Source organism: Gordonia sp. DT219 (genome assembly GCF_049847065.1).
GTDB lineage: Bacteria > Actinomycetota > Actinomycetes > Mycobacteriales > Mycobacteriaceae > Gordonia.
Genome location: NZ_JBNCNR010000002.1, coordinates 397,491 through 415,461, shown reverse-complemented (window position 1 = coordinate 415,461; position 17,971 = coordinate 397,491). Strand labels below are relative to the sequence as shown.

The window sequence follows — 17,971 nt, the reverse complement described above, 5'->3', positions numbered from 1 at the left end:
GCCATGATGTCGACCCCGCACCACCTCTCCGACCGCTATGAACTGGGCGAGACGCTCGGTTTCGGTGGCATGTCCGAGGTGCATTACGCGCGCGATCTCCTGCTGAACCGGGATGTCGCGGTCAAGGTGCTGCGCGCCGATCTGGCGCGGGATCCCTCGTTCTATCTGCGGTTCCGCCGGGAGGCCCAGAACGCGGCCAAGCTGAATCATCCGACGATCGTTCAGGTCTTCGACACCGGCGAGACCGAGACCGAGGACGGTCCGCTGCCGTTCATCGTGATGGAGTACGTCGACGGCGAGACGCTACGAGATGTGTTGCGCCGCAACGGCCCGGTGGCGCCCAAGCAGGCGATGACGTGGATGGCCGACGTCGCCGCGGCCATGGATTTCTCGCACCGCAACGGCATCGTGCACCGCGACATGAAACCTGCGAACGTGATGATCGACTCGTCGGGTGCGGTCAAGGTGATGGACTTCGGTATCGCCCGGGCGATGAACGACACCTCGGCGACGATGACGCAGACGAGTGCGGTGATGGGGACCGCGCAGTATCTGTCTCCCGAGCAGGCCCGCGGCATCAAGGTCGATCCGCGCAGCGACATCTACTCGATGGGCTGTGTGCTGTTCGAGCTGATCACCGGCGAACCGCCGTTCACCGGTGACTCGCCCGTGGCCGTCGCGCATCAGCATGTGCACGAGGATCCGCGCTGGCCGTCGGCGGTGCGCCCGGAGATCTCACCGGAACTCGACTCCATCGTCATGAAGGCGATGAGCAAGAACAAGGAGAACCGTTACCAGTCGGCGGCCGAACTGCGGTCGGATCTGATCAAGGTGCTCGCCGGCGGCAAGCCGTCGGCGCCGCTGCTCATGTCGGAGGAGGATCGCAGCGCACTGCTCGAACCCGGCTCCGGTCCGCGCCGCGCCCTGCGTCCCGACACCGGTGGCCAGCCGGCCGCCGGGAAAGGCGACGACACCCCGGTGCGCCGCCGCTCCCCGTGGCTGGTGGCCGGGTCGGTGGCCGCCGTCCTCGTACTCGTCGTCGGCCTGCTGCTCTGGTGGTCGCCGTGGTCGTCGGGCTCGGCGCACAAGGTCGCGGTGCCCGCGGTGAGCGGGTTGTCGGCGGCCGACGCGCGGACCGCCCTCGAGCGAGCCGGCTTCGGGGTCAAACAGCTCGAGGAGTCCAGCGAAACCGTCGAGGCGGGTAAGGCGACCCGCTCGGCGCCCGGTGAGAACGTACCCACCGCGGACGGGTCCACGGTGACCCTGTTCATCTCCAATGGCCGCGAGCGGGCGCGGGTACCCGACGTGCGCAACAAGACCCAGGCCGACGCGATGGCGCAGTTGCAGAGCGCCGGATTCTCGAATATCAATGTGCAGCAAGTGGATTCGGTGTCCGTGGACGTGGGCAAGGTGGTCGACGCGAATCCGGCGATCGGCGCCGATGCGCCGGTGCGCGATCCGCTGATCCTGCGGATCAGCACCGGACCCAAGAACGTCACGATCCCCAACGTCGTCGGCGAGTTCGAGTCGGCGGCCCGCGCCCAGCTCGAAGAGCTCGGTCTCGACGTCGCCGTCGTCGCGGGCGACTCCGAACTGCCGCAAGGCCAGGTCGTCAGCGCCTCGCCGACGGTCGGCGGGACCATCAAACAGGGCAGCACGGTGCAGCTGACGGTCTCGCGGGGCAACATGTTCGTCCTGCCCGACCTGACCGGCCAGACCGCCGATCAGGCGCGCGCCACTCTGGGGCGCTCGGGCTGGAACGGATCGCTGACCGAGACGACACGTAACGTGCCGCTCGGTAGCCCCGATGACGGCAAGGTGTTGTCGCAGACGCCCGGCGGCGGATCGAAGGTGAACAAGAACGGCGGCGTCAGCATCGTCGTCGGACGCGCCAGCCTGCTACCCGGCTGATCTCCGGGCCTGCCGTCGCGGTCAGGCGTGGGCGGCCCGCGCCGACCCGACGGCCTCGGCCATCTCGTATTCGAGCACCGCGACCCGAGACTCGTCGACGGTGATGCCACATACGCTCAGCCAGTTCGCGAGCATCCGGTGCCCGCCCTGGGTGAGCACGCTCTCCGGATGGAACTGGACGCCGTGGATCGGCAGCTCCCGATGCGCCATGGCCATCACGATGCCCGAGTCGGTGCGTCCGGTCACCACCAGCTCGTCGGGGATGGACTCGGGTGCCACCGTCAGCGAGTGGTACCGGGTGGCCGTGAACGGATCGGGCAGCCCCCGCAGCACCCCGACCTGATCGTGGTGCACGAGGGAGGTCTTGCCGTGCAACAACTCCGGGGCGCGCTCGACGGTGCCGCCGAAGGCCGCGCCGATCGCCTGGTGACCCAGACACACGCCGAGCAGCGGCACACCGTCGGCGGCTGCGACCCGCACGAGCGGCATCGTCGCGCCGGCACGCTGCGGGGTGCCCGGACCGGGCGACAGCAGGACGCCGTCGAAGCCTTCACCGGCCGGTCCGCGTAGTGCGTTGCGCAGGGATTCGTCGGTGAACTCGCCGTTCTCCGACGTGAGCCTCGCGTCGTCATTGCGCCACACCGTCGCCTCGACGCCGAGCTGGCCCAGGTACTGGACCAGGTTGTAGACGAAGCTGTCGTAGTTGTCGATCACAAGGACGCGGGGCGCGCGATGCACGGCGCCGGCCTCATCGGGTGTTGCGCTGGTCATCTGTGCCAGGCTACCCGGCCGGTCGCGGGGCTCTCACCGCAGCGACCTGGTGCGTTACCGTAGAGGGGATGCGTCGGGCCCGTCGGATCAGACATCGGGCGACCACGGCCCCGGCGTCGCACGCGAAAACTGACGCGAATGGTCTCGCCCGTCGATGGCCATCGCAGCACAACAGAGGAAGTCATGCCGAAGTCAAAAGTCCGGAAGAAGACCGACTACACCATCAATCCGGCGAGCCGCACGCCGGTCAAGGTGAAGGCGGGTCCCTCGAGTTCCATCTACGTCGGTGCGATGCTCGGCCTCATGCTGCTGGGCCTGGCCTGGCTGATCGTCTACTACCTCGCCGCAGGCGAGACCACCTACGGTGGCCCCGGGCAGGCTCTGCACTGGATGAACAATCTGGGCGCGTGGAACTTCCTGATCGGCTTCGCGATGATGGTCGTCGGCCTGTTGATGACGATGAAGTGGCGCTGACATTCGCATCGCCGCTGTTCAGGACCTTGTTCACGGTCATCCACATGTGGAAATTACATGTGTGTAATTCATCCCCACTGTGAGTAACTTCTGTGGATAACTCTGCGGAACTGTCCACACAGCAATGGGCCACCCCCAAACCCGCGGTCGGTGCACTCCTCGCCGGCGGGATCGCGCTGCTGCTCTGCGCGGGGTTCGTCGCGCCCGACGCGGCCGGCTCCGTCATCATCGGGATCGCGGGCCTGCTGCTGCTCGGCTTCGGGACCTACGCGTCGCTGATCCGGCCACGGCTGGCGGTGTCGGCGGGGCCCGCGCCCACGCTGACCATCCGCCGGATCGGCGGTGCGGTCACGCTCACCCCCGCCGACGTCGAGCGGGTGCGCATCCTGACGATGCGCCGGATCGGGCGCCGTTCGGGACAGTTGGAGATCGACTATTGTCGCGGCGGCTCGGCAGTCGGTCGGGCTGCGGGCCAGGACTCGACCCCGCCAGAGGACACGACGTTGGCGGTCTTCGGTCGCTGGGACCTCGGCACCGACCTGCTCGACGTGGCCGATGCGCTGGCGGCCGCGGGTTTCCTCGTCGAGAATTCGCGGCGCTGAATCGCCGGCAAGCTCAGCGCACGTAGACCAGGATCGCGCCGCTGTGGGTCACCGCGACGCCCACACTGATGGCGACGGCCAGCACCAACAGCGCGCTCACGGCGGTCCAGCCCACGATGGCCGCATTACGGTCGGTGCGCGCGCGCTGCGGCAGCAGTCGCGGCGCCCAGATGAGTGCGGCCGTGGCTGCTGCGCCGAACAGCAGGCCCCCGACGTGGGCGGCCAGCGAGATGCCGGGGATCGAGAACGACATGACCAGATTGATGGCGATGATCGTGAGCACCGGCGCCGGCGAGACTCGCAGCCGTAGGACCACGACGAGCATGGCGCCCATCAGTCCGTAGATCGCGCCCGACGCGCCGGCCGACCGGCTGGCATCGGCCTGCGCGATCATCACCCCGGCACTCCCGCCGAGCAGTGCGGTCACGTAGACCATGACGAAACGCCCTATGCCCAAGGCGATTTCGAGATCGCGCCCAAGAATGTAGAGCGAGATCATGTTCACCGCGAGGTGCAGCAGGCTGTAGTGCAGGAAGCCCGCGGTCACCAGCCGCCAATACTCGCCGAGGAAGACGTTGCCGCGCACCAGCTCGCCGTGGAGCAGAGGTGCCGACACCTCAACGTCGAACGACCTCGCGGCGTAGACGGTGTAGGCGAAGACCACCACGTTGATCGCGATCAGCGTGTACGTGGCGATCGGGCGGCGGGCGCGTACCGGGCGCGTCACCACCGACCGGATGCCGCGGTCGCCGAACGCCGGCCGCCGGACATCCTGCCCGCTGCCGCGCTGCCCCCGGCCCCGGTGTTGGCTGCCGTCCGGGGGCCCGCCGCCGCGCAGGCAGTCGGCGCAATGCGCTCCGACCGCGGCCGGCTGCAGGCATTCCGGACACGCCGGCCGCCCGCACCGCGTACAGGAAAGCGCGGTGGGACGGTCGGGATGCCGGTAACAGACCGTCGGTTCGGCGACGGGTTCCGTGCTCAGTTGGCTTCGATCTTCTGGATGACGACCTCGTCGAGCGGTCGGTCGGAGCGGTCGGTCGACGTGGTGGCGATGGCGTCGACGACCTGCTGCGATGCCGGATCGGTCACCTCGCCGAAAATGGTGTGGCGGCGGTTCAGGTGCGGGGTCGGGCCTGCGGTGATGAAGAACTGCGACCCGTTGGTACCCGGTCCGGCGTTGGCCATGGCGAGCAGGTAGGGACGATCGAACTGCAGCTCCGGGTGGAACTCGTCCTTGAAGCGGTAGCCGGGGCCGCCGCGGCCGGTGCCGGTGGGGTCGCCGCCCTGGATCATGAATCCCTCGATCACGCGGTGGAACACCGACCCGTCGTAGAACGGTCCGGAGTCGCCGCCGGACGCGTTGGGCTCGCTGTAGTCCTTGCTGCCGGTGGCGAGGCCGACGAAGTTGGCAACGGTCTCGGGTGCCTGATTCCCGAACAGATCGACCTTGATGTCGCCGCGGTTGGTGTGGATGGTCACGGTCTGAGTTGAAGTGGTCACGTCTCTATCCAACCAAATCGTCGCGGCCAAGCCCATCGGCCACGGCACCGTGCACTTCGGGGACCGAACTCGAGTAGCACCCCACCGCACCGACCTGGCACGCTGTGGGGCATGCCGAAGAAGTATCTCCTCCTGATCGTCGGTGCCTCGGTGACGGCGTTGTCGGCCGTGGCCGCGGCCGCCGTGGTGCGTCGGACCCGGACCGAGCTACCGCCCGTGTCGCCGACCGTGCCACGCGTCGAAGAGCTCGGCCCCGTCGAGGGCGAGAGCCGCTGACCAGGTTCGCGAGGATCCGGCAAGACGGACGTCGACGAGCGCAACGGGACGCGTGCCGTGCCGCGCCGGCGACCGGAGAAGGTAATTTGAACGGGTGAGTTCCGACGAGAGCAGGCCTGGCGGCGACGCCCAGCGCGACGACGCGGGCGAGAGGGTCGGCAACATCGAAACCGATCGTCCCGATAAGGGTGACGCCGACGGGATCGGCACCGGGACGGCCTCGGCGCCGTGGGAGCGTCCACCCACCGCACCCGTCGGCGGCAGCGATCCCGATCCGCGGCCCGGGCCGAACGTGCCGCGACCGCCCGCCCCGGCCAACTCGGCATCGAGTCCGCGGGTTCCGATCGCCCCGACCGGCCAGGGGCCACGACCTCCCCGGCCTGGCAGGCCGCCGGCTCCCGGAGGTCCGGCGCCTGCAGGTGGTCCGGGGTCTCCAGGGGGTCCGGGGTCTCCAGGTGGTCCGGCGCCGCGCCCCGGCGCACCGTCGAACACCGGCCAGGGCCCACGTCCCGGTCCGAACGCCGGCCCAGGTCCGCATCCGCGGCCAAATGACCTGTCCACCAGCGGTTCCGGGCCGAGGCCCGGATGGCGGGGGGGTCCGCCGCCCGGTGCCCGCTCCGGTCCGGGGACCCGAATGCCGCCGCCCCCGGGGCGTCGGCCGCCCGGAGCGCCGATCCCGCCGGACGGCCCACCTCCGCGCGCGTACTCCGCCGTCGACGCCGGGCCCCTCGGTCCGCCGCGGGACCGCCCGCCACGCCAGCCCCCGGCCGACGCTCCTCTCGGCAACAAGCCCGTCGGCAACTCCCCCGATATCAACCGCACCGACAACAACCGCACCGACAAGAGCTCGGAGCCGGCCACGATCGCCGTGGATGCTCCCTCGGTGTCCAAGGAGGCGCCCGTGCGCGGGCAAACCGCCGCCGCAGTCCGGTCCGCGCAGTCGTCGGATCGGACCAACGTCCTCGCCATCTGGGCGATGGTGTTGTCGGTGCTCGGCATCACCTCACCGGTCGGGCTGTTCCTGGGTTACCGGGCACGCAACCAGATCCGACGCACCCGCGAATACGGTGACCCCTTTGCGACGGTCGCGATCATCGTCGGCTGGGCCTATGTCTTCGCCGTGCTGGTGGCGATCGTGGCCTACCTCCTGGTACTGGTCCTGGGATAGTCCGGTCCGCGGCGACCCCGTGCTGATGACCCCGTCCTGATGGCGCGGTTCCACAACGCAGAGCCGTCCCCGGCGTAGCATTCGACGAATGAAGCGTCCACTTCTGGCGTTGTTCGGCTTGGCCCTGCTCACGGCGGCCGTTCTGGCCGCACCGACCCCACGCGCCGCTGCCGCCGCGCAGTGCGCCGATATCGAGGTGGTGTTCGCCCGCGGCACCGTCGAGACCGCGCCGCCGGTCGGCGTCACCGGACTCTCGTTCGGCGAGGCCCTGCGCAACCAGTTGCCCGGCAAGTCGGTGGACGTCTACGGGGTCAACTACCCCGCCGGCAGCAACTTCAACAACCGTGTCGCCTTTGTCGAGGGAGTTGTGCAGGGCGTCAACGACACTCAGCGCCGCATCAAGTATCTCGCGGCCCAATGCCCGGCGAGCCACATCGTGGTCGGCGGTTACTCGCAAGGTGCGGTCGTCGCCACCTATGCCTTGAGCAACAAGATTCAGATCGATCCGCAGTACCAGCAGTACGAGGACCGCGTGCCACGCCCGCTGGCCGACGCCGCCGCATCACATGTCGCCGCGGTCATCCAGTTCGCTCCTCCGTCGACGAACTGGATCCGACAGATCGGTGCGCCGCCGATGACCGTCGGACCGCTCTATGAGCACAAGACCAAGCGCTACTGCATTCCCGGTGACGTCGTCTGCGACGGCGCGCCCGTCGGTCAGCCCAACAGCCTGCACGTGCTCTACGCGGTCAACGGCATGACAATCGATGCGGCCCAATACGTTCGGGCGCATCTGTAGGAGCAGACCGGATCAGTATCGGGCTGTCGCGAGAGGAAGAAGCCCTGACCGGACGGCTCCGGGTTCAGAGCACGGGATCTACACGGCGGCACCCTCGCTCATCAACCGGGGCATGACTGTCGAAGCCGCGCGATACGTTCGGGCAGACGTGTCGGGGCATCTGCCTTCGTCCCGGGTCCGTTGGTGCCGTTGTCGGCATCCGTCGACGGCGCCGGCCGGCGCTCGACCCGACGGAACGACCAGCCGATCGCGACGAGCATAACCGCCGTCAGCGGCATCCCGGTCGCGATCCGACCCACAGCCAACCAGCCGACACTTCCATGCTGAAAGATTGCGAACTGCACGCCGAAGCGGATCAGGAAGGCACCCGCGACCGCGACGGTCAGCGCGGTGAACAGGCGCCGGGTGTAGGGATCGGCACGCCATCGCCTGGATCGGTGTCCGATCAGTCCGAACAGCACGCCGACCGCAGGATATCGGGCAGCGCACGAAATCAAGAGCGCGACAGCGACAATCGGCGGATACCAGAGGTCGGGTTGGAAGAAGTCCCGGGCCTGACCGCTGTGTAGCGCGAATGCGGCGGAGATGCCGACACACACCAGGGTGCGCTCGGATCTCCTCGAAAGGTGGCGCGGTGAACTCCGAAGAGCGACCCTCGGACGAGGCGCCGACACGCGTCGCCACGACGCAATTGCTGGCGGTGGCCGGCGATCTGTTGGCCCGATACGGCCCGTCGGCACTGGCCGCCCGGCGAATCGCCAAGGCAGCGGGCACGTCGACCATGGTGATCTACAGCCGATTCGGCGCGACGGGAGCCCTGCACGCGGCCTTGCGATCCGACGGCTTCGCGCATCTCGGCATGCTCACCGCCTCGGCCACCGCCGGCATCGACGATCCGGTGATGGCACTGGCCGCGGCATCGGTGGCTTATCTGGATTTTGGTGTGGCGCAACCACATCGGTACCGGTTCCTCTTCGTCGAGCCGGCACGCGGGGACGAGCCCGGCCGGGCCGCGTTCACCTCTCTGCGCGCGTTGATCGACGGCTGTGTCGCCGCGGGACGATTCCACCCGGACGACCCCGACGAGCAGAAGATCGTGACCATCTGGGCGGCACAGGTGTGGGCGCTGCAGCACGGCGTCACCAGTCTGGTGCTCACCGGCACGGTGCCGGCCGAAGCGGCACACCACGTCCTCGTCGACGGGCTGACCCGGCTGTGTATCGGTTACGGTGACGACCCGGGCCGCGCGAGGCACTCCACCGCGTTGCGGGCGGCCGGAGATGAATTCTGAACTGTGGAGCCTAGGAGATTCGAACTCCTGACATCTGCCTTGCAAAGGCAGCGCTCTACCAACTGAGCTAAGGCCCCGTGCCGGTATCCGCTGCGGTGAGCGGTCCGGCGGGTGTGCGAATCGGGATGAGTATCCACTCGCAGTGGGCCTAGGAGGACTTGAACCTCCGACCTCTTCGTTATCAGCGAAGCGCTCTAACCGCCTGAGCTATAGGCCCGTGAACCGAGGACTGAGATTACCCGACGGGATGGCGAGTATCCAAAACGGTTCGCATCGATGCCCGGTGAGCTGGGAGGATGACGGGCATCGGGCCTAGTCGAGATCGGCCAGCGTGACCTCGACACCCCCGACCAGATCCGCCACCAGGTTGTAGATGTAGGAGCCGATCGTCGCGAGTGCGGTGATCAACACCGCGTTCACCACACCCAGTATTGCCGCGTAGAGGAAGACGCTGCCCGCTCCGATGATGTCGCCCTCCGACGTCGAGCCGTCGGCGGTGACAAGTGTCCCGAAGGAACTGTTCACCTGATCCCAGACGCCCATGCCGTCGAGCACGAGGTAGAGGACCGCGACCGCGATCATCCAGATCACGAAACCGATGACCGAGAGCACCCCGGCGACCTTGAATGTCGCCCACGGATCGAGTCGCCGGATCTGAACGGCGGCACGCAGGCCGCGTCCGGGAGTGCCGATCTGTGCGGGCGTCGACCGCGGTGCCGATGCACTGGCGACTGCCGGAGTCTCGGCGGCCGCCGAGCGAGCGGTCTCCGAACCGGTGTGATGGATCTCGTCGAGATCAGGCAGTTTGTCGGCTGCGGACGGATCACGTTCGATGTTGCGGGTCGGCGACTCGACGAAACGCCCCCGCGGCGCCTGGGCGGTCGCGGTGGTCGAGCCGCCGGTCGGCGCGTCGAGCTTGCGCACCGGTGCCTGCTGTCCACCCATGCTGGCGGCCGCGGTGCCACTGCCGGTGACCACCCCGCGCGGCGGTGGGCCGCCGGGACGCCTGCCGTTGGTGAACTGTTCGGTGGCGGAGTTCTCGGGGACCGGCGCCTGCGGGCTGACCGGCGACTCGGGCATCGCGGATCCGCCCGGCCCGCGTTGCCATGGCGGGACGAGGCCACCGCCGCGTGGCGGGCCGGCCTGGCTCGACGGACCGGTGGCCTCACCTCCGGATCCGGGCGCGGTCGACGGCGTGGACGGGGTCTTGTTGTCCGGGTCGTTCGGTTGGCTCACTGGTGTTTGTTCCTCACTCGGCACACTCGCCGCGGTTCCTGACTGCCAAGGGCCTCGATGTGGGTTCCGACACCACCGCGTTTCCGCCACAGCGCCCTGGCACCACAGGTCCACCCTAACGGTTATGGCCGTCACACCAGACGAGCCACGACGTCTTCTCCGTGGTTCGGATCAACAGTCGTGGCTCGTCTGGTGGTCATGGTCGTCGACCGTCTGCGACCGTCACTGCTCCTCGGTGTCGGGTTCGTCGGCATTGCGGGCGATGGCCAGCAGCGTCGTCCCCTCCCCCAGATTCATCAGGCGTACACCCTTGGTCTGGCGACCGGCCTTGCGCACCTGACGGGCGGCGGTGCGGATGACCCCGCCGCCGGAGGTGATCGCATAGAGCTCGGTGTCGTTGTCGACGATGAGCGCCCCGATCAGCGAGCCGCGCCGCTTGTCGTGCTGGATGGTCAGCACGCCCTTGCCGCCACGGCCCTGAACCGGATAGTCCTCCATGCCGGTGCGCTTGGCGTAACCGCCGGAGGTCGCGACCAGCAGATAGGTGCCCTCCCGGACGACGTTGAGCGAGAGCAGCTCGTCATCGGTGTTGAAACGCATCCCCTGCACGCCCGAGGTCTGCCGGCCCATCGGCCGCAGCGCCTCGTCGTCGGCGTGGAATCGGATCGACTGGCCCTTGCGGCTGACGAGCAGCAGATCATCATCGGCGCTGCACAGTTGTGCGCCGACGAGTTCGTCCTCCCCGCGCAGATTGATCGCCGCGATACCGCCGGACCGGTTGGAGTCGAAGTCCTCGAGCTTGGACTTCTTCACCAGACCGTTGCGGGTGGCGAGCACGAGATACGGTGCGTCCGTGTAGGTCTTGATCTGGATGACCTGCGCGATGCGCTCCTCGGGCTGGAAGGCGAGCAGATTCGCCACGTGCTGGCCACGTGCGGTGCGATTGGCCTCGGGCAACTCGTAGGCCTTGGCCCGGTAGACGCGACCCTTGGTGGTGAAGAACAGGATCCAGTCGTGGGTCGAGCACACGAAGAAGTGCGCAACGATGTCGTCTTGCTTGAGGCCGGCACCCTGCACACCCTTGCCGCCGCGTCGCTGACTGCGATACAGATCGGTCTTGGTGCGCTTGGCATAACCGGTTTCGGTGATGGTGACGACGACGTCTTCGCGGGCGATGAGGTCCTCGTCGGCGACGTCGCCGTCGGCCGCGATGATCTGTGTGCGACGCTCGTCGCCGAACTTCTCGACGACTTCGGTCAGTTCGTCGCGCACGATGGCACGCTGGCGCTCCGGTTTGGCCAAAATGTCTTTGTAGTCCGCGATTTCACGTTCGATCTCGGCCAACTCGTCGATGATCTTCTGCCGCTCCAGCGCCGACAGACGCCGCAGCTGCATCGCCAGAATGGCATCGGCCTGGATCTCGTCGATCTCGAGCAGATCCATCAACCCGGTGCGGGCCGCGTCGGTATTGGCCGACGCGCGGATCAACGCGATGACTTCGTCAAGCGCGTCAAGCGCTTTCACGAGTCCGCGCAGGATGTGGGCGCGTTCTTCCGCCTTGCGCAACAGGTATCGGGTGCGCCGCACGATGACATCGATCTGGTGCGCAATGTAGTAGCGGATCATCTGGTCGAGCCGCAACGTGCGCGGCACCCCGTCGACGATCGAGAGCATGTTGGCACCGAAGCTGGTCTGCAGCTGACTGTGCTTGTAAAGGTTGTTGAGCACAACCTTGGCGACGGCGTCGCGGCGTAGCGTGACCACGATCCGCAAACCGACACGATCCGAGGAATGATCCTCGATCTTGCTGATGCCCTTGAGTTTTCCCTCGTTGACCTGCTCGGCGATCGATTGGATCATGTTGTCCGGATTGACCTGATACGGCAACTCGGTGATGACGATCTGGGTGGCGCCGCCCTTGGCCTCCTCGATGGCGGTGACGCCGCGCATCCGGATCGAACCTCGGCCGGTGGCGTAGGCATCCTTGATGCCCTGTCCGCCGACGATCAGCCCGGCAGTCGGAAAGTCCGGTCCCTTGATGCGTTCCATACAGGCCGCGAGCGTGGTCTCGTCATCGGCCTCGTGGTTGTCGAGCGCCCAGAAGATCGCCGCGGCCACCTCGGTGAGGTTGTGCGGCGGCATGTTGGTGGCCATACCCACCGCGATGCCACCGGATCCGTTGATGAGCAGGTTCGGGATACGCGCCGGCAGCACCGTGGGCTCGTTGGTCTTGCCGTCATAGTTCGGCGTGAGATCGACTGTGTCCTTTTCGATGTCACGCAACATCTCCATGGCCAGCGGCGTGAGGCGGGCCTCGGTGTAACGCATGGCGGCCGGACCGTCGTTGCCGCGGGAACCGAAGTTGCCCTGGCCGTCGATGAGCGGGTAGCGCATCGACCACGGTTGCGCCAGCCGCACAAGTGCGTCGTAGATCGACGCGTCGCCGTGCGGGTGGTAGTTACCCATCGTCTCCGCAACGGGTTTCGCCGATTTCACATAGCTGCGGTCCGGGCGGAAACCGGCGTCGAAGGATGCGTAGAGCAGGCGCCGGTGGACCGGCTTGAGTCCGTCGCGCACCTCTGGGAGCGCGCGGCCCACGATCACGCTCATCGCGTAATCGATGTAGCTGTTCTGCATCTCCTGGCCGAGATCGACCGGTTCGATGCGGTCACCTTCTCCGCCGGCGGGCGGAAGCGTGGTGTCAGTCATGAATGTCCCTTCAGCGACAACAAGTCAGGTGCGGTAGCGGGTCAGACGTCCAAGAAGCGAACATCTTTCGCGTTGCGCGCGATGAAGCTGCGGCGTGCGACGACGTCCTCACCCATCAGCACCGAGAACAGTTCGTCGGCGGCGGCGGCGTCATCGAGAGTGACCTGGCGCAACGTGCGGGTGGCGGGATCCATCGTGGTCTCCCACAGCTCGCTCGGGTTCATCTCGCCGAGACCCTTGTAACGCTGGATGCCGTCGTCGGTGTTGATCTTCTTGCCTGCCGCCAGACCGGCCTCGATCATCGCGTCCCGCTCGCGGTCGGTGTAGGCGTATTCGGCTGCCGCGCCCTTCTGCCACTTCAACTTGTAGAGCGGTGGCTGCGCCAGGTAGACGTGCCCGTGCTCGATGAGCGGACGCATGAACCGGAACAGCAGGGTCAGCAGCAGCGTCGAGATGTGCTGGCCGTCGACGTCGGCGTCGGCCATCAGCACGATCTTGTGATAGCGCAGCTTGGCGATGTCGAACTCGTCGTGGATGCCCGTACCGAAAGCGGTGATGATCGACTGCACCTCGGTGTTCTTCAGGACGCGGTCGATGCGGGCCTTCTCGACGTTGATGATCTTGCCGCGCAGCGGCAGGATCGCCTGATACATCGAGTCGCGGCCGGTCTTGGCCGATCCACCGGCGGAGTCGCCCTCCACCAGGTAGACCTCACACTTGGACGGGTCGTTGCTACGGCAGTCGGCGAGCTTGCCGGGCAGACCACCGAGATCGGTGGCGCTCTTGCGGCGCACCAGATCTCGCGCCTTGCGGGCGGCAAGCCGGGCATGTGCGGAGTCGACGGCCTTGTTCACGATGACCTTGGCCTCGGCCGGATTCGCCTCGAACCAGTGCTCGAGGTGCTCGCCGGAGGACTTCTGCACGAAGCTCTTCACCTCGGTGTTGCCCAGTTTGGTCTTGGTCTGGCCCTCGAATTGCGGGTCGCCCACCTTCACCGAGATGACGGCGGCCAAGCCCTCGCGGATGTCGTCACCGGTGAGGTTGGAGTCCTTCTCCTTGAGTAACTTCTTGTCGCGCGCATAGGAATTCACCACGCGCGTCAGAGCCGCACGAAAGCCCTCCTCGTGGGTGCCGCCCTCGTGGGTGTTGATCGTGTTCGCGAAGGTATGTACCGACTCGGAGTAGCCGTCGTTCCACTGCATGGCGACCTCGACCTCGTGGCCGGTGCCCTTGCCGGTGAACCCGATGACCGACTTGTGGATCGGATGCTTGGTGCGGTTCAGGTGCTTGATGTAGTCGACCAGACCGTCCGGATAGTGATAGGTGCGCGTCTTGGGTTTTGCTGCGGCCACGGCCTTTTGCTGCTCGGACTGCACCACCTCGGCGGTATCGGGATCACCCTCGGCGTCGTCGTCGGGCTTGCCCGGCGCCTCGAGTGCCTTGGGCCGGCAGTCGGTCAGGGTGATGGTCAGACCCTTGTTCAGGAATGCCATCTCCTGCAGGCGCCGCGAGACCGTCTCCGCGTTGAACTCGGTGGTCTCGGTGAAGATCGTCGAATCCGGCCAGAAGCGCACCGTGGTGCCGGTCTTGCGGGTCGGGGCGCCCTGGATGAGACCGTCCGGCTTGGAATCGGTGAAGGTCTCGGTCCAATGCGATCCGTTGACGTCGACCTCGACCTCGACCTTGCTCGACAAGGCGTTGACGACGGAGATGCCCACACCGTGCAGACCGCCGGAGACCGCATACGAGTCGGAGTCGAACTTGCCGCCGGCGTGCAGCTGGGTCATCACGACCTCGATGGTCGGCACCCCGGTGGCATGCATGGCGACGGGTATCCCTCGGCCGTCGTCGACGACCTGGACGCCGCCGTCCTCGAGCAGGGTTACGTCTACCTTGGTGGCGAATCCGGCCATCGCCTCGTCGACCGAGTTGTCCACCACCTCCCAGATGAGGTGATGGAGGCCACGTTCACCGGTGGATCCGATGTACATACCCGGACGTTTGCGCACCGCCTCGAGTCCTTCGAGGATGCTGATCGACTCGGCGCCGTATTCGGACGGCTTCTTCCGAGGCTTCTTCGATCCCGAACCATCGGTCTTGTCACTGTTGTCGGCCACGAGGTGCGTCCGCTCCTGTTCTGCTCTCGACGATCCCGACGGTGGTGAGGAAATCAGCACAAAGCGCCCGCACGGTCCTCTGTGGTGGATGAACTCCACATGTCACCGGTGCCGTCGCGGGCGGCTGATCCCCCTTGCCGGGACTACTGGCTCCAGTGTACTGCCTCAGTCGCATAGAACACGACATCTGGAGCCGCTGATTTGCACACAGGCCGATTATTTCCGACATCTGCCGGTCCGGTTGTGGTCCGGGGAGGAAATCTGGCTCTGAGTCGAGCTGACGGGAAGTTGTCGTGGCCCCACCGCGCCGGACCGCAGAGCGGCTAGCGTGCTCAGCCGTAGGTGTCGCGCGGCCCCCGACCACGGACGTGACGCTCACCCTTGCGCCACGAGGGTCCTTTCGGCCCGGTGATCCGCAACGACGTCACCACCCCGTCACCGACGGCAGCCGCGATCTTCGCGATGATCTGCGACTGGACGTACCGCAGTTGGGTGGCCCATGCGGTCGACTCGGCCTGCACGTACAACACGTTGTCGCGCAACTCATTCGGCGTCGCGTGCGAGGAGATGTCGGAGCCGACGATCTGCTCCCACATCCCGAACAGCGTGCCCTCGGCGATACGCGGTTGCCACCCGCGCTCGCGGGCCACGCCACCCACGAGCCGGCCGAAAGGCTGTGGATCGCGGGCGTCCGGGCCGGACCCCGACCAGCGCCGACGGCCGCCGGAGCGAATCGGGGAGCGGCGACGCGGCGGTGAAGCGCGGCCCTGACCCACCGACTTGCCTGCGGCGCGCGCCGTCGCCCGCGCCTCCTCGAGAGCCTGGCGGGCTCGCTCATAGCCGGTCTGCCCGCCGGGCTGGGCCGGGCGGGCCGGATCTGGCGTCGGGTCCGGTTCTCCGGTCATGGTGTGATTCTGTCCGATGGGTCCGACAAGTCAGACGTGTCGGCGCTCTCGCCCGGATCGTCCGGGGTATCGGTGCGCAGCACCGAGCGCCGAACTCCGTCCTCGTCGAGCATGACGACCCCGATCCGGCAACCGCCGATGCCCTCCGGAATATCATCGGCGACGGCCGCGGTGATGAGCAGCTGCTCGGCGCCCGCCGTGAACTCGGCGAGCTTGCGCCGACGTGCGGCGTCGAGTTCGGCGAACACGTCGTCGAGCATGATGACCGGCTCGACGCCCTCCGCGCGCGCCAACTCGACGGTCCCCAGGCGCAGGGCTAGTGCCAGCGACCATGATTCGCCATGGCTGGCAAAGCCTTTCGCGATGTCATCGCCGAGCACCAGGTCGACGTCGTCGCGGTGTGGGCCCACCAGGGACAGTCCGCGTTCGATCTCCTTGGTGCGGATCTCGCCGAGCCGGGACAGCAGTGTGGTGGCGATGGCCTCGACATTCGCGGTCTCACCGGCCGGCGGGAGGATCTCGTCGCCGACACTGGCCCGATAGCGCAGGGTTGCCGGACGCGAATGCGGTGCAATCGCCGAATACGAGGCGGCGAAATGCGGCTGGAGTTCTGCCAATACGTCAATTCGCGCGGCGGTGACCTGGCCCCCGAGATCGGCGAGCTGGGAATCCCACACGTCGAGCGTGCTGATCACCGAGTCGGCGTCGGAGCCACCGCGGCGCAACGCCGCACCCGCCGTCTTCAGCAGCGCCGAGCGTTGACGCAGTACCTTGTCATAGTCTGACCGGGCGGCGGCCAACCGCGGACCACGTTGTGCGACAAGCTCATCGACGAACCGCCGACGATCGCCGGGATCCCCTCGGACGAGCAGCAGATCCTCCGGAGCGAACAACACGGTCCGCAGGACGCCGAGCAGATCACGAGGCCGGCGCTGCGGCGCGGTGTTGAGCCATGCCTTGTTGGCGCCCTCGGCATTGATCTGCAACGCAGCGGTCAATTCCCGGCCCGCATTCTCGACCGTCACGGTCACCATTGCCGAGGACCTCGACGACCGGACCAGCGGAGCATCCGAGGAGACGCGGTGCGACCGCATGGTGGACAGGTAGAACAGTGCCTCGAGCAGATTGGTCTTCCCGAAACCGTTTCTGCCGGTGATGATCACCGGCCCCGGCGCGAGTTCGAGATCCACCTGGGTCCACGAGCGGAAATCGCGCAGATGAAGTTCGCGGACGAACACGGTTACCCGGCGGTCGGCGGCGAGCCGGTCTCGCCGACCGCGCGGCCTGCGGTGTCGTGGACGGCGTGCCCGCCGAACTGATTACGCAGTGCCGAAACGGCTTTCAATGCCGGTGAGTCATCCTGACGCGACGCGAAGCGGGCGAACAGCGCGGCCGAGATCACATTGGCCGGAACCGAATGGCGGATGGCCTCCTCGACCGTCCACCGGCCTTCACCGGAGTCGGTTGTGTAATCGGAGATCTCGGCCAGACCCGGATCCTCTTGCAGTGCCCGGACTAGCAGATCGAGCAGCCAGGACCGGATGACGGTGCCGTGGGTCCAGGCGCGCAGCGTGCCCTCGACGTCGGTGATCAGCGGCTCGGCCGACAGGAGTTCATATCCTTCGCCGTAGGCATGCATCAGCCCGTACTCGATGCCGTTGTGCACCATCTTCGCGTAGTGACCGGCACCGACCGGACCGGCATGCACGAATCCGTCGGCACGCTCACCTTCGGGGCGCAGCGCATCAAAGACCGGCAGAAGGCGCTCGATGTCGACGTTTGCCCCACCGGCCATCAGGCCGTAACCGTTGTCCAGGCCCCAGACGCCACCCGACACACCACAATCGATATACCCGATCCCATTGGCCTGCAACACTTTTGCGTGTTCAAGATCGTCGGTGTAGCGAGAATTGCCACCGTCGATGACGATGTCGCCGGGGGCGAGTAGCTTGCCGAGCGAGGCAATCGTGGTCCGTGTGGGATCCCCGGACGGAACCATCACCCAGATCGCGCGCGGCGCCTCGAGAGCGTCGACCAGATCGGCGAGTGAGCCGACGTCGGAGACGTCGGGACGCGGATCGTAACCGATCACCTCATGGCCCGCTCCGACGATACGGGTGGCCATGTTGGCACCCATCTTTCCCAGACCAACGAGTCCCAGCTGCATTCGAGATCCTTCCGAGGTTGTGGTCGGTACCCGGGCTTCGGTCCT

The 17,971-nt window shown here is 67.0% G+C and carries 15 protein-coding genes, 2 tRNA genes and 3 pseudogenes; 7 read left to right on the top strand and 13 right to left on the bottom strand.

The features are described 5' to 3' along the window. The first annotated feature begins 3 nt into the window (after nt 1-3). Nucleotides 4-1,911, top strand: coding sequence for a Stk1 family PASTA domain-containing Ser/Thr kinase (pknB, locus tag ACPXB3_RS05350; RefSeq protein ID WP_425705381.1), 1,908 nt, complete (start codon nt 4-6; stop codon nt 1,909-1,911). Nucleotides 1,912-1,932: 21 nt separating this feature from the next. Here the strand turns inward: pknB and ACPXB3_RS05345 are convergent, their stop codons facing one another. Beyond that, nucleotides 1,933-2,682, bottom strand: coding sequence for an aminodeoxychorismate/anthranilate synthase component II (locus ACPXB3_RS05345; protein ID WP_425726801.1), 750 nt, complete (start codon nt 2,680-2,682; stop codon nt 1,933-1,935). A 183-nt stretch (nt 2,683-2,865) separates the two neighbouring features. Here ACPXB3_RS05345 and crgA point away from each other — a divergent pair, with 183 nt between their 5' ends. Further along, complete coding sequence (gene crgA, locus ACPXB3_RS05340; protein ID WP_425705379.1) at nt 2,866-3,156, top strand: cell division protein CrgA; 291 nt, start codon at nt 2,866-2,868, stop codon at nt 3,154-3,156. Between the two features lie 92 nt (nt 3,157-3,248). Continuing rightward, the gene (locus tag ACPXB3_RS05335; RefSeq protein WP_425705378.1) at nt 3,249-3,758 is read left to right on the top strand and encodes a PH domain-containing protein; all 510 of its coding nucleotides are present in this window, start codon (nt 3,249-3,251) and stop codon (nt 3,756-3,758) included. 13 nt (nt 3,759-3,771) lie between these two features. Here the strand turns inward: ACPXB3_RS05335 and ACPXB3_RS05330 are convergent, their stop codons facing one another. Both ACPXB3_RS05330 and ACPXB3_RS05325 read right to left on the bottom strand, forming a co-directional pair. Further along, entirely contained in the window at nt 3,772-4,740 is a 969-nt protein-coding gene (locus ACPXB3_RS05330; protein ID WP_425726916.1) for a rhomboid family intramembrane serine protease, read from the bottom strand. After that, nucleotides 4,737-5,294, bottom strand: coding sequence for a peptidylprolyl isomerase (locus ACPXB3_RS05325; RefSeq protein WP_425726799.1), 558 nt, complete (start codon nt 5,292-5,294; stop codon nt 4,737-4,739). Before ACPXB3_RS05325 ends, ACPXB3_RS05330 begins: the two co-directional genes overlap by 4 nt. A 75-nt stretch (nt 5,295-5,369) precedes the next feature. On the opposite strand from ACPXB3_RS05325, the gene ACPXB3_RS05320 reads away from it, so the two are divergent. Then, entirely contained in the window at nt 5,370-5,534 is a 165-nt protein-coding gene (locus ACPXB3_RS05320; RefSeq protein WP_425705376.1) for a hypothetical protein, read from the top strand. 634 nt (nt 5,535-6,168) lie between these two features. Further along, a complete protein-coding gene (locus ACPXB3_RS05315) occupies nt 6,169-6,702 on the top strand; it encodes a DUF4190 domain-containing protein (protein WP_425726797.1) in 534 nt (177 codons plus the stop codon). Here the strand turns inward: ACPXB3_RS05315 and ACPXB3_RS05310 are convergent. Next, nucleotides 6,626-7,039, bottom strand: a pseudogene (locus tag ACPXB3_RS05310) (MarR family transcriptional regulator); the annotation flags it as partial. The gene ACPXB3_RS05315 and the pseudogene ACPXB3_RS05310 overlap by 77 nt on opposite strands. On the opposite strand from ACPXB3_RS05310, the pseudogene ACPXB3_RS05305 reads away from it, so the two are divergent. Continuing rightward, nucleotides 6,941-7,501, top strand: a pseudogene (locus tag ACPXB3_RS05305) (cutinase family protein); the annotation flags it as partial. The pseudogenes ACPXB3_RS05310 and ACPXB3_RS05305 sit on opposite strands and share 99 nt — an antisense overlap. A gap of 101 nt (nt 7,502-7,602) precedes the next feature. On the opposite strand, the gene ACPXB3_RS05300 reads toward ACPXB3_RS05305, so the two are convergent. Then, nucleotides 7,603-8,175 (bottom strand): DUF3159 domain-containing protein, encoded by a 573-nt coding sequence (locus ACPXB3_RS05300; RefSeq protein ID WP_425705374.1) that lies wholly within the window; start codon nt 8,173-8,175, stop codon nt 7,603-7,605. Here ACPXB3_RS05300 and ACPXB3_RS05295 point away from each other — a divergent pair. Beyond that, nucleotides 8,136-8,792 (top strand): TetR/AcrR family transcriptional regulator, encoded by a 657-nt coding sequence (locus tag ACPXB3_RS05295; protein WP_425726795.1) that lies wholly within the window; start codon nt 8,136-8,138, stop codon nt 8,790-8,792. The two genes, ACPXB3_RS05300 and ACPXB3_RS05295, sit on opposite strands and share 40 nt — an antisense overlap. Nucleotides 8,793-8,796: 4 nt before the next feature. On the opposite strand, the gene ACPXB3_RS05290 is transcribed toward ACPXB3_RS05295, so the two are convergent. From ACPXB3_RS05290 to gnd, 8 genes and pseudogenes are all read right to left on the bottom strand, one after another. Further along, a tRNA-Ala gene (locus tag ACPXB3_RS05290) sits at nt 8,797-8,869 on the bottom strand. 66 nt (nt 8,870-8,935) lie between these two features. Beyond that, nucleotides 8,936-9,009: transfer RNA gene (locus tag ACPXB3_RS05285), tRNA-Ile, on the bottom strand. 95 nt (nt 9,010-9,104) lie between these two features. After that, complete coding sequence (locus ACPXB3_RS05280) at nt 9,105-10,028, bottom strand: DUF3566 domain-containing protein (protein ID WP_425705372.1); 924 nt, start codon at nt 10,026-10,028, stop codon at nt 9,105-9,107. A gap of 222 nt (nt 10,029-10,250) precedes the next feature. After that, nucleotides 10,251-12,737 (bottom strand): DNA gyrase subunit A, encoded by a 2,487-nt coding sequence (gene gyrA, locus ACPXB3_RS05275; RefSeq protein ID WP_425705371.1) that lies wholly within the window; start codon nt 12,735-12,737, stop codon nt 10,251-10,253. A 41-nt stretch (nt 12,738-12,778) separates the two neighbouring features. Then, nucleotides 12,779-14,854, bottom strand: coding sequence for a DNA topoisomerase (ATP-hydrolyzing) subunit B (gene gyrB, locus ACPXB3_RS05270; RefSeq protein WP_425705370.1), 2,076 nt, complete (start codon nt 14,852-14,854; stop codon nt 12,779-12,781). A gap of 332 nt (nt 14,855-15,186) precedes the next feature. Then, complete coding sequence (locus ACPXB3_RS05265) at nt 15,187-15,759, bottom strand: DUF721 family protein (RefSeq protein WP_425705369.1); 573 nt, start codon at nt 15,757-15,759, stop codon at nt 15,187-15,189. Further along, complete coding sequence (gene recF, locus ACPXB3_RS05260) at nt 15,756-16,997, bottom strand: DNA replication/repair protein RecF (protein ID WP_425726793.1); 1,242 nt, start codon at nt 16,995-16,997, stop codon at nt 15,756-15,758. Before recF ends, ACPXB3_RS05265 begins: the two co-directional genes overlap by 4 nt. Nucleotides 16,998-16,999: 2 nt before the next feature. Next, a pseudogene (gene gnd, locus ACPXB3_RS05255) lies at nt 17,000-17,965 on the bottom strand (phosphogluconate dehydrogenase (NAD(+)-dependent, decarboxylating)); the annotation flags it as partial. Between the last annotated feature and the right edge of the window lie 6 nt (nt 17,966-17,971).

Bases quoted from the DNA above. Each gene is read 5' to 3' on its own strand.
- pknB (WP_425705381.1), top strand. From the start codon at position 4: ATGATGTCGACCCCGCACCACCTCTCCGACCGCTATGAACTGGGCGAG.
- ACPXB3_RS05345 (WP_425726801.1), bottom strand. From the start codon at position 2,682: ATGACCAGCGCAACACCCGATGAGGCCGGCGCCGTGCATCGCGCGCCC.
- crgA (WP_425705379.1), top strand. From the start codon at position 2,866: ATGCCGAAGTCAAAAGTCCGGAAGAAGACCGACTACACCATCAATCCG.
- ACPXB3_RS05325 (WP_425726799.1), bottom strand. From the start codon at position 5,294: ATGGGCTTGGCCGCGACGATTTGGTTGGATAGAGACGTGACCACTTCA.
- ACPXB3_RS05320 (WP_425705376.1), top strand. From the start codon at position 5,370: ATGCCGAAGAAGTATCTCCTCCTGATCGTCGGTGCCTCGGTGACGGCG.
- ACPXB3_RS05315 (WP_425726797.1), top strand. From the start codon at position 6,169: ATGCCGCCGCCCCCGGGGCGTCGGCCGCCCGGAGCGCCGATCCCGCCG.
- gyrA (WP_425705371.1), bottom strand. From the start codon at position 12,737: ATGACTGACACCACGCTTCCGCCCGCCGGCGGAGAAGGTGACCGCATC.
- ACPXB3_RS05265 (WP_425705369.1), bottom strand. From the start codon at position 15,759: ATGACCGGAGAACCGGACCCGACGCCAGATCCGGCCCGCCCGGCCCAG.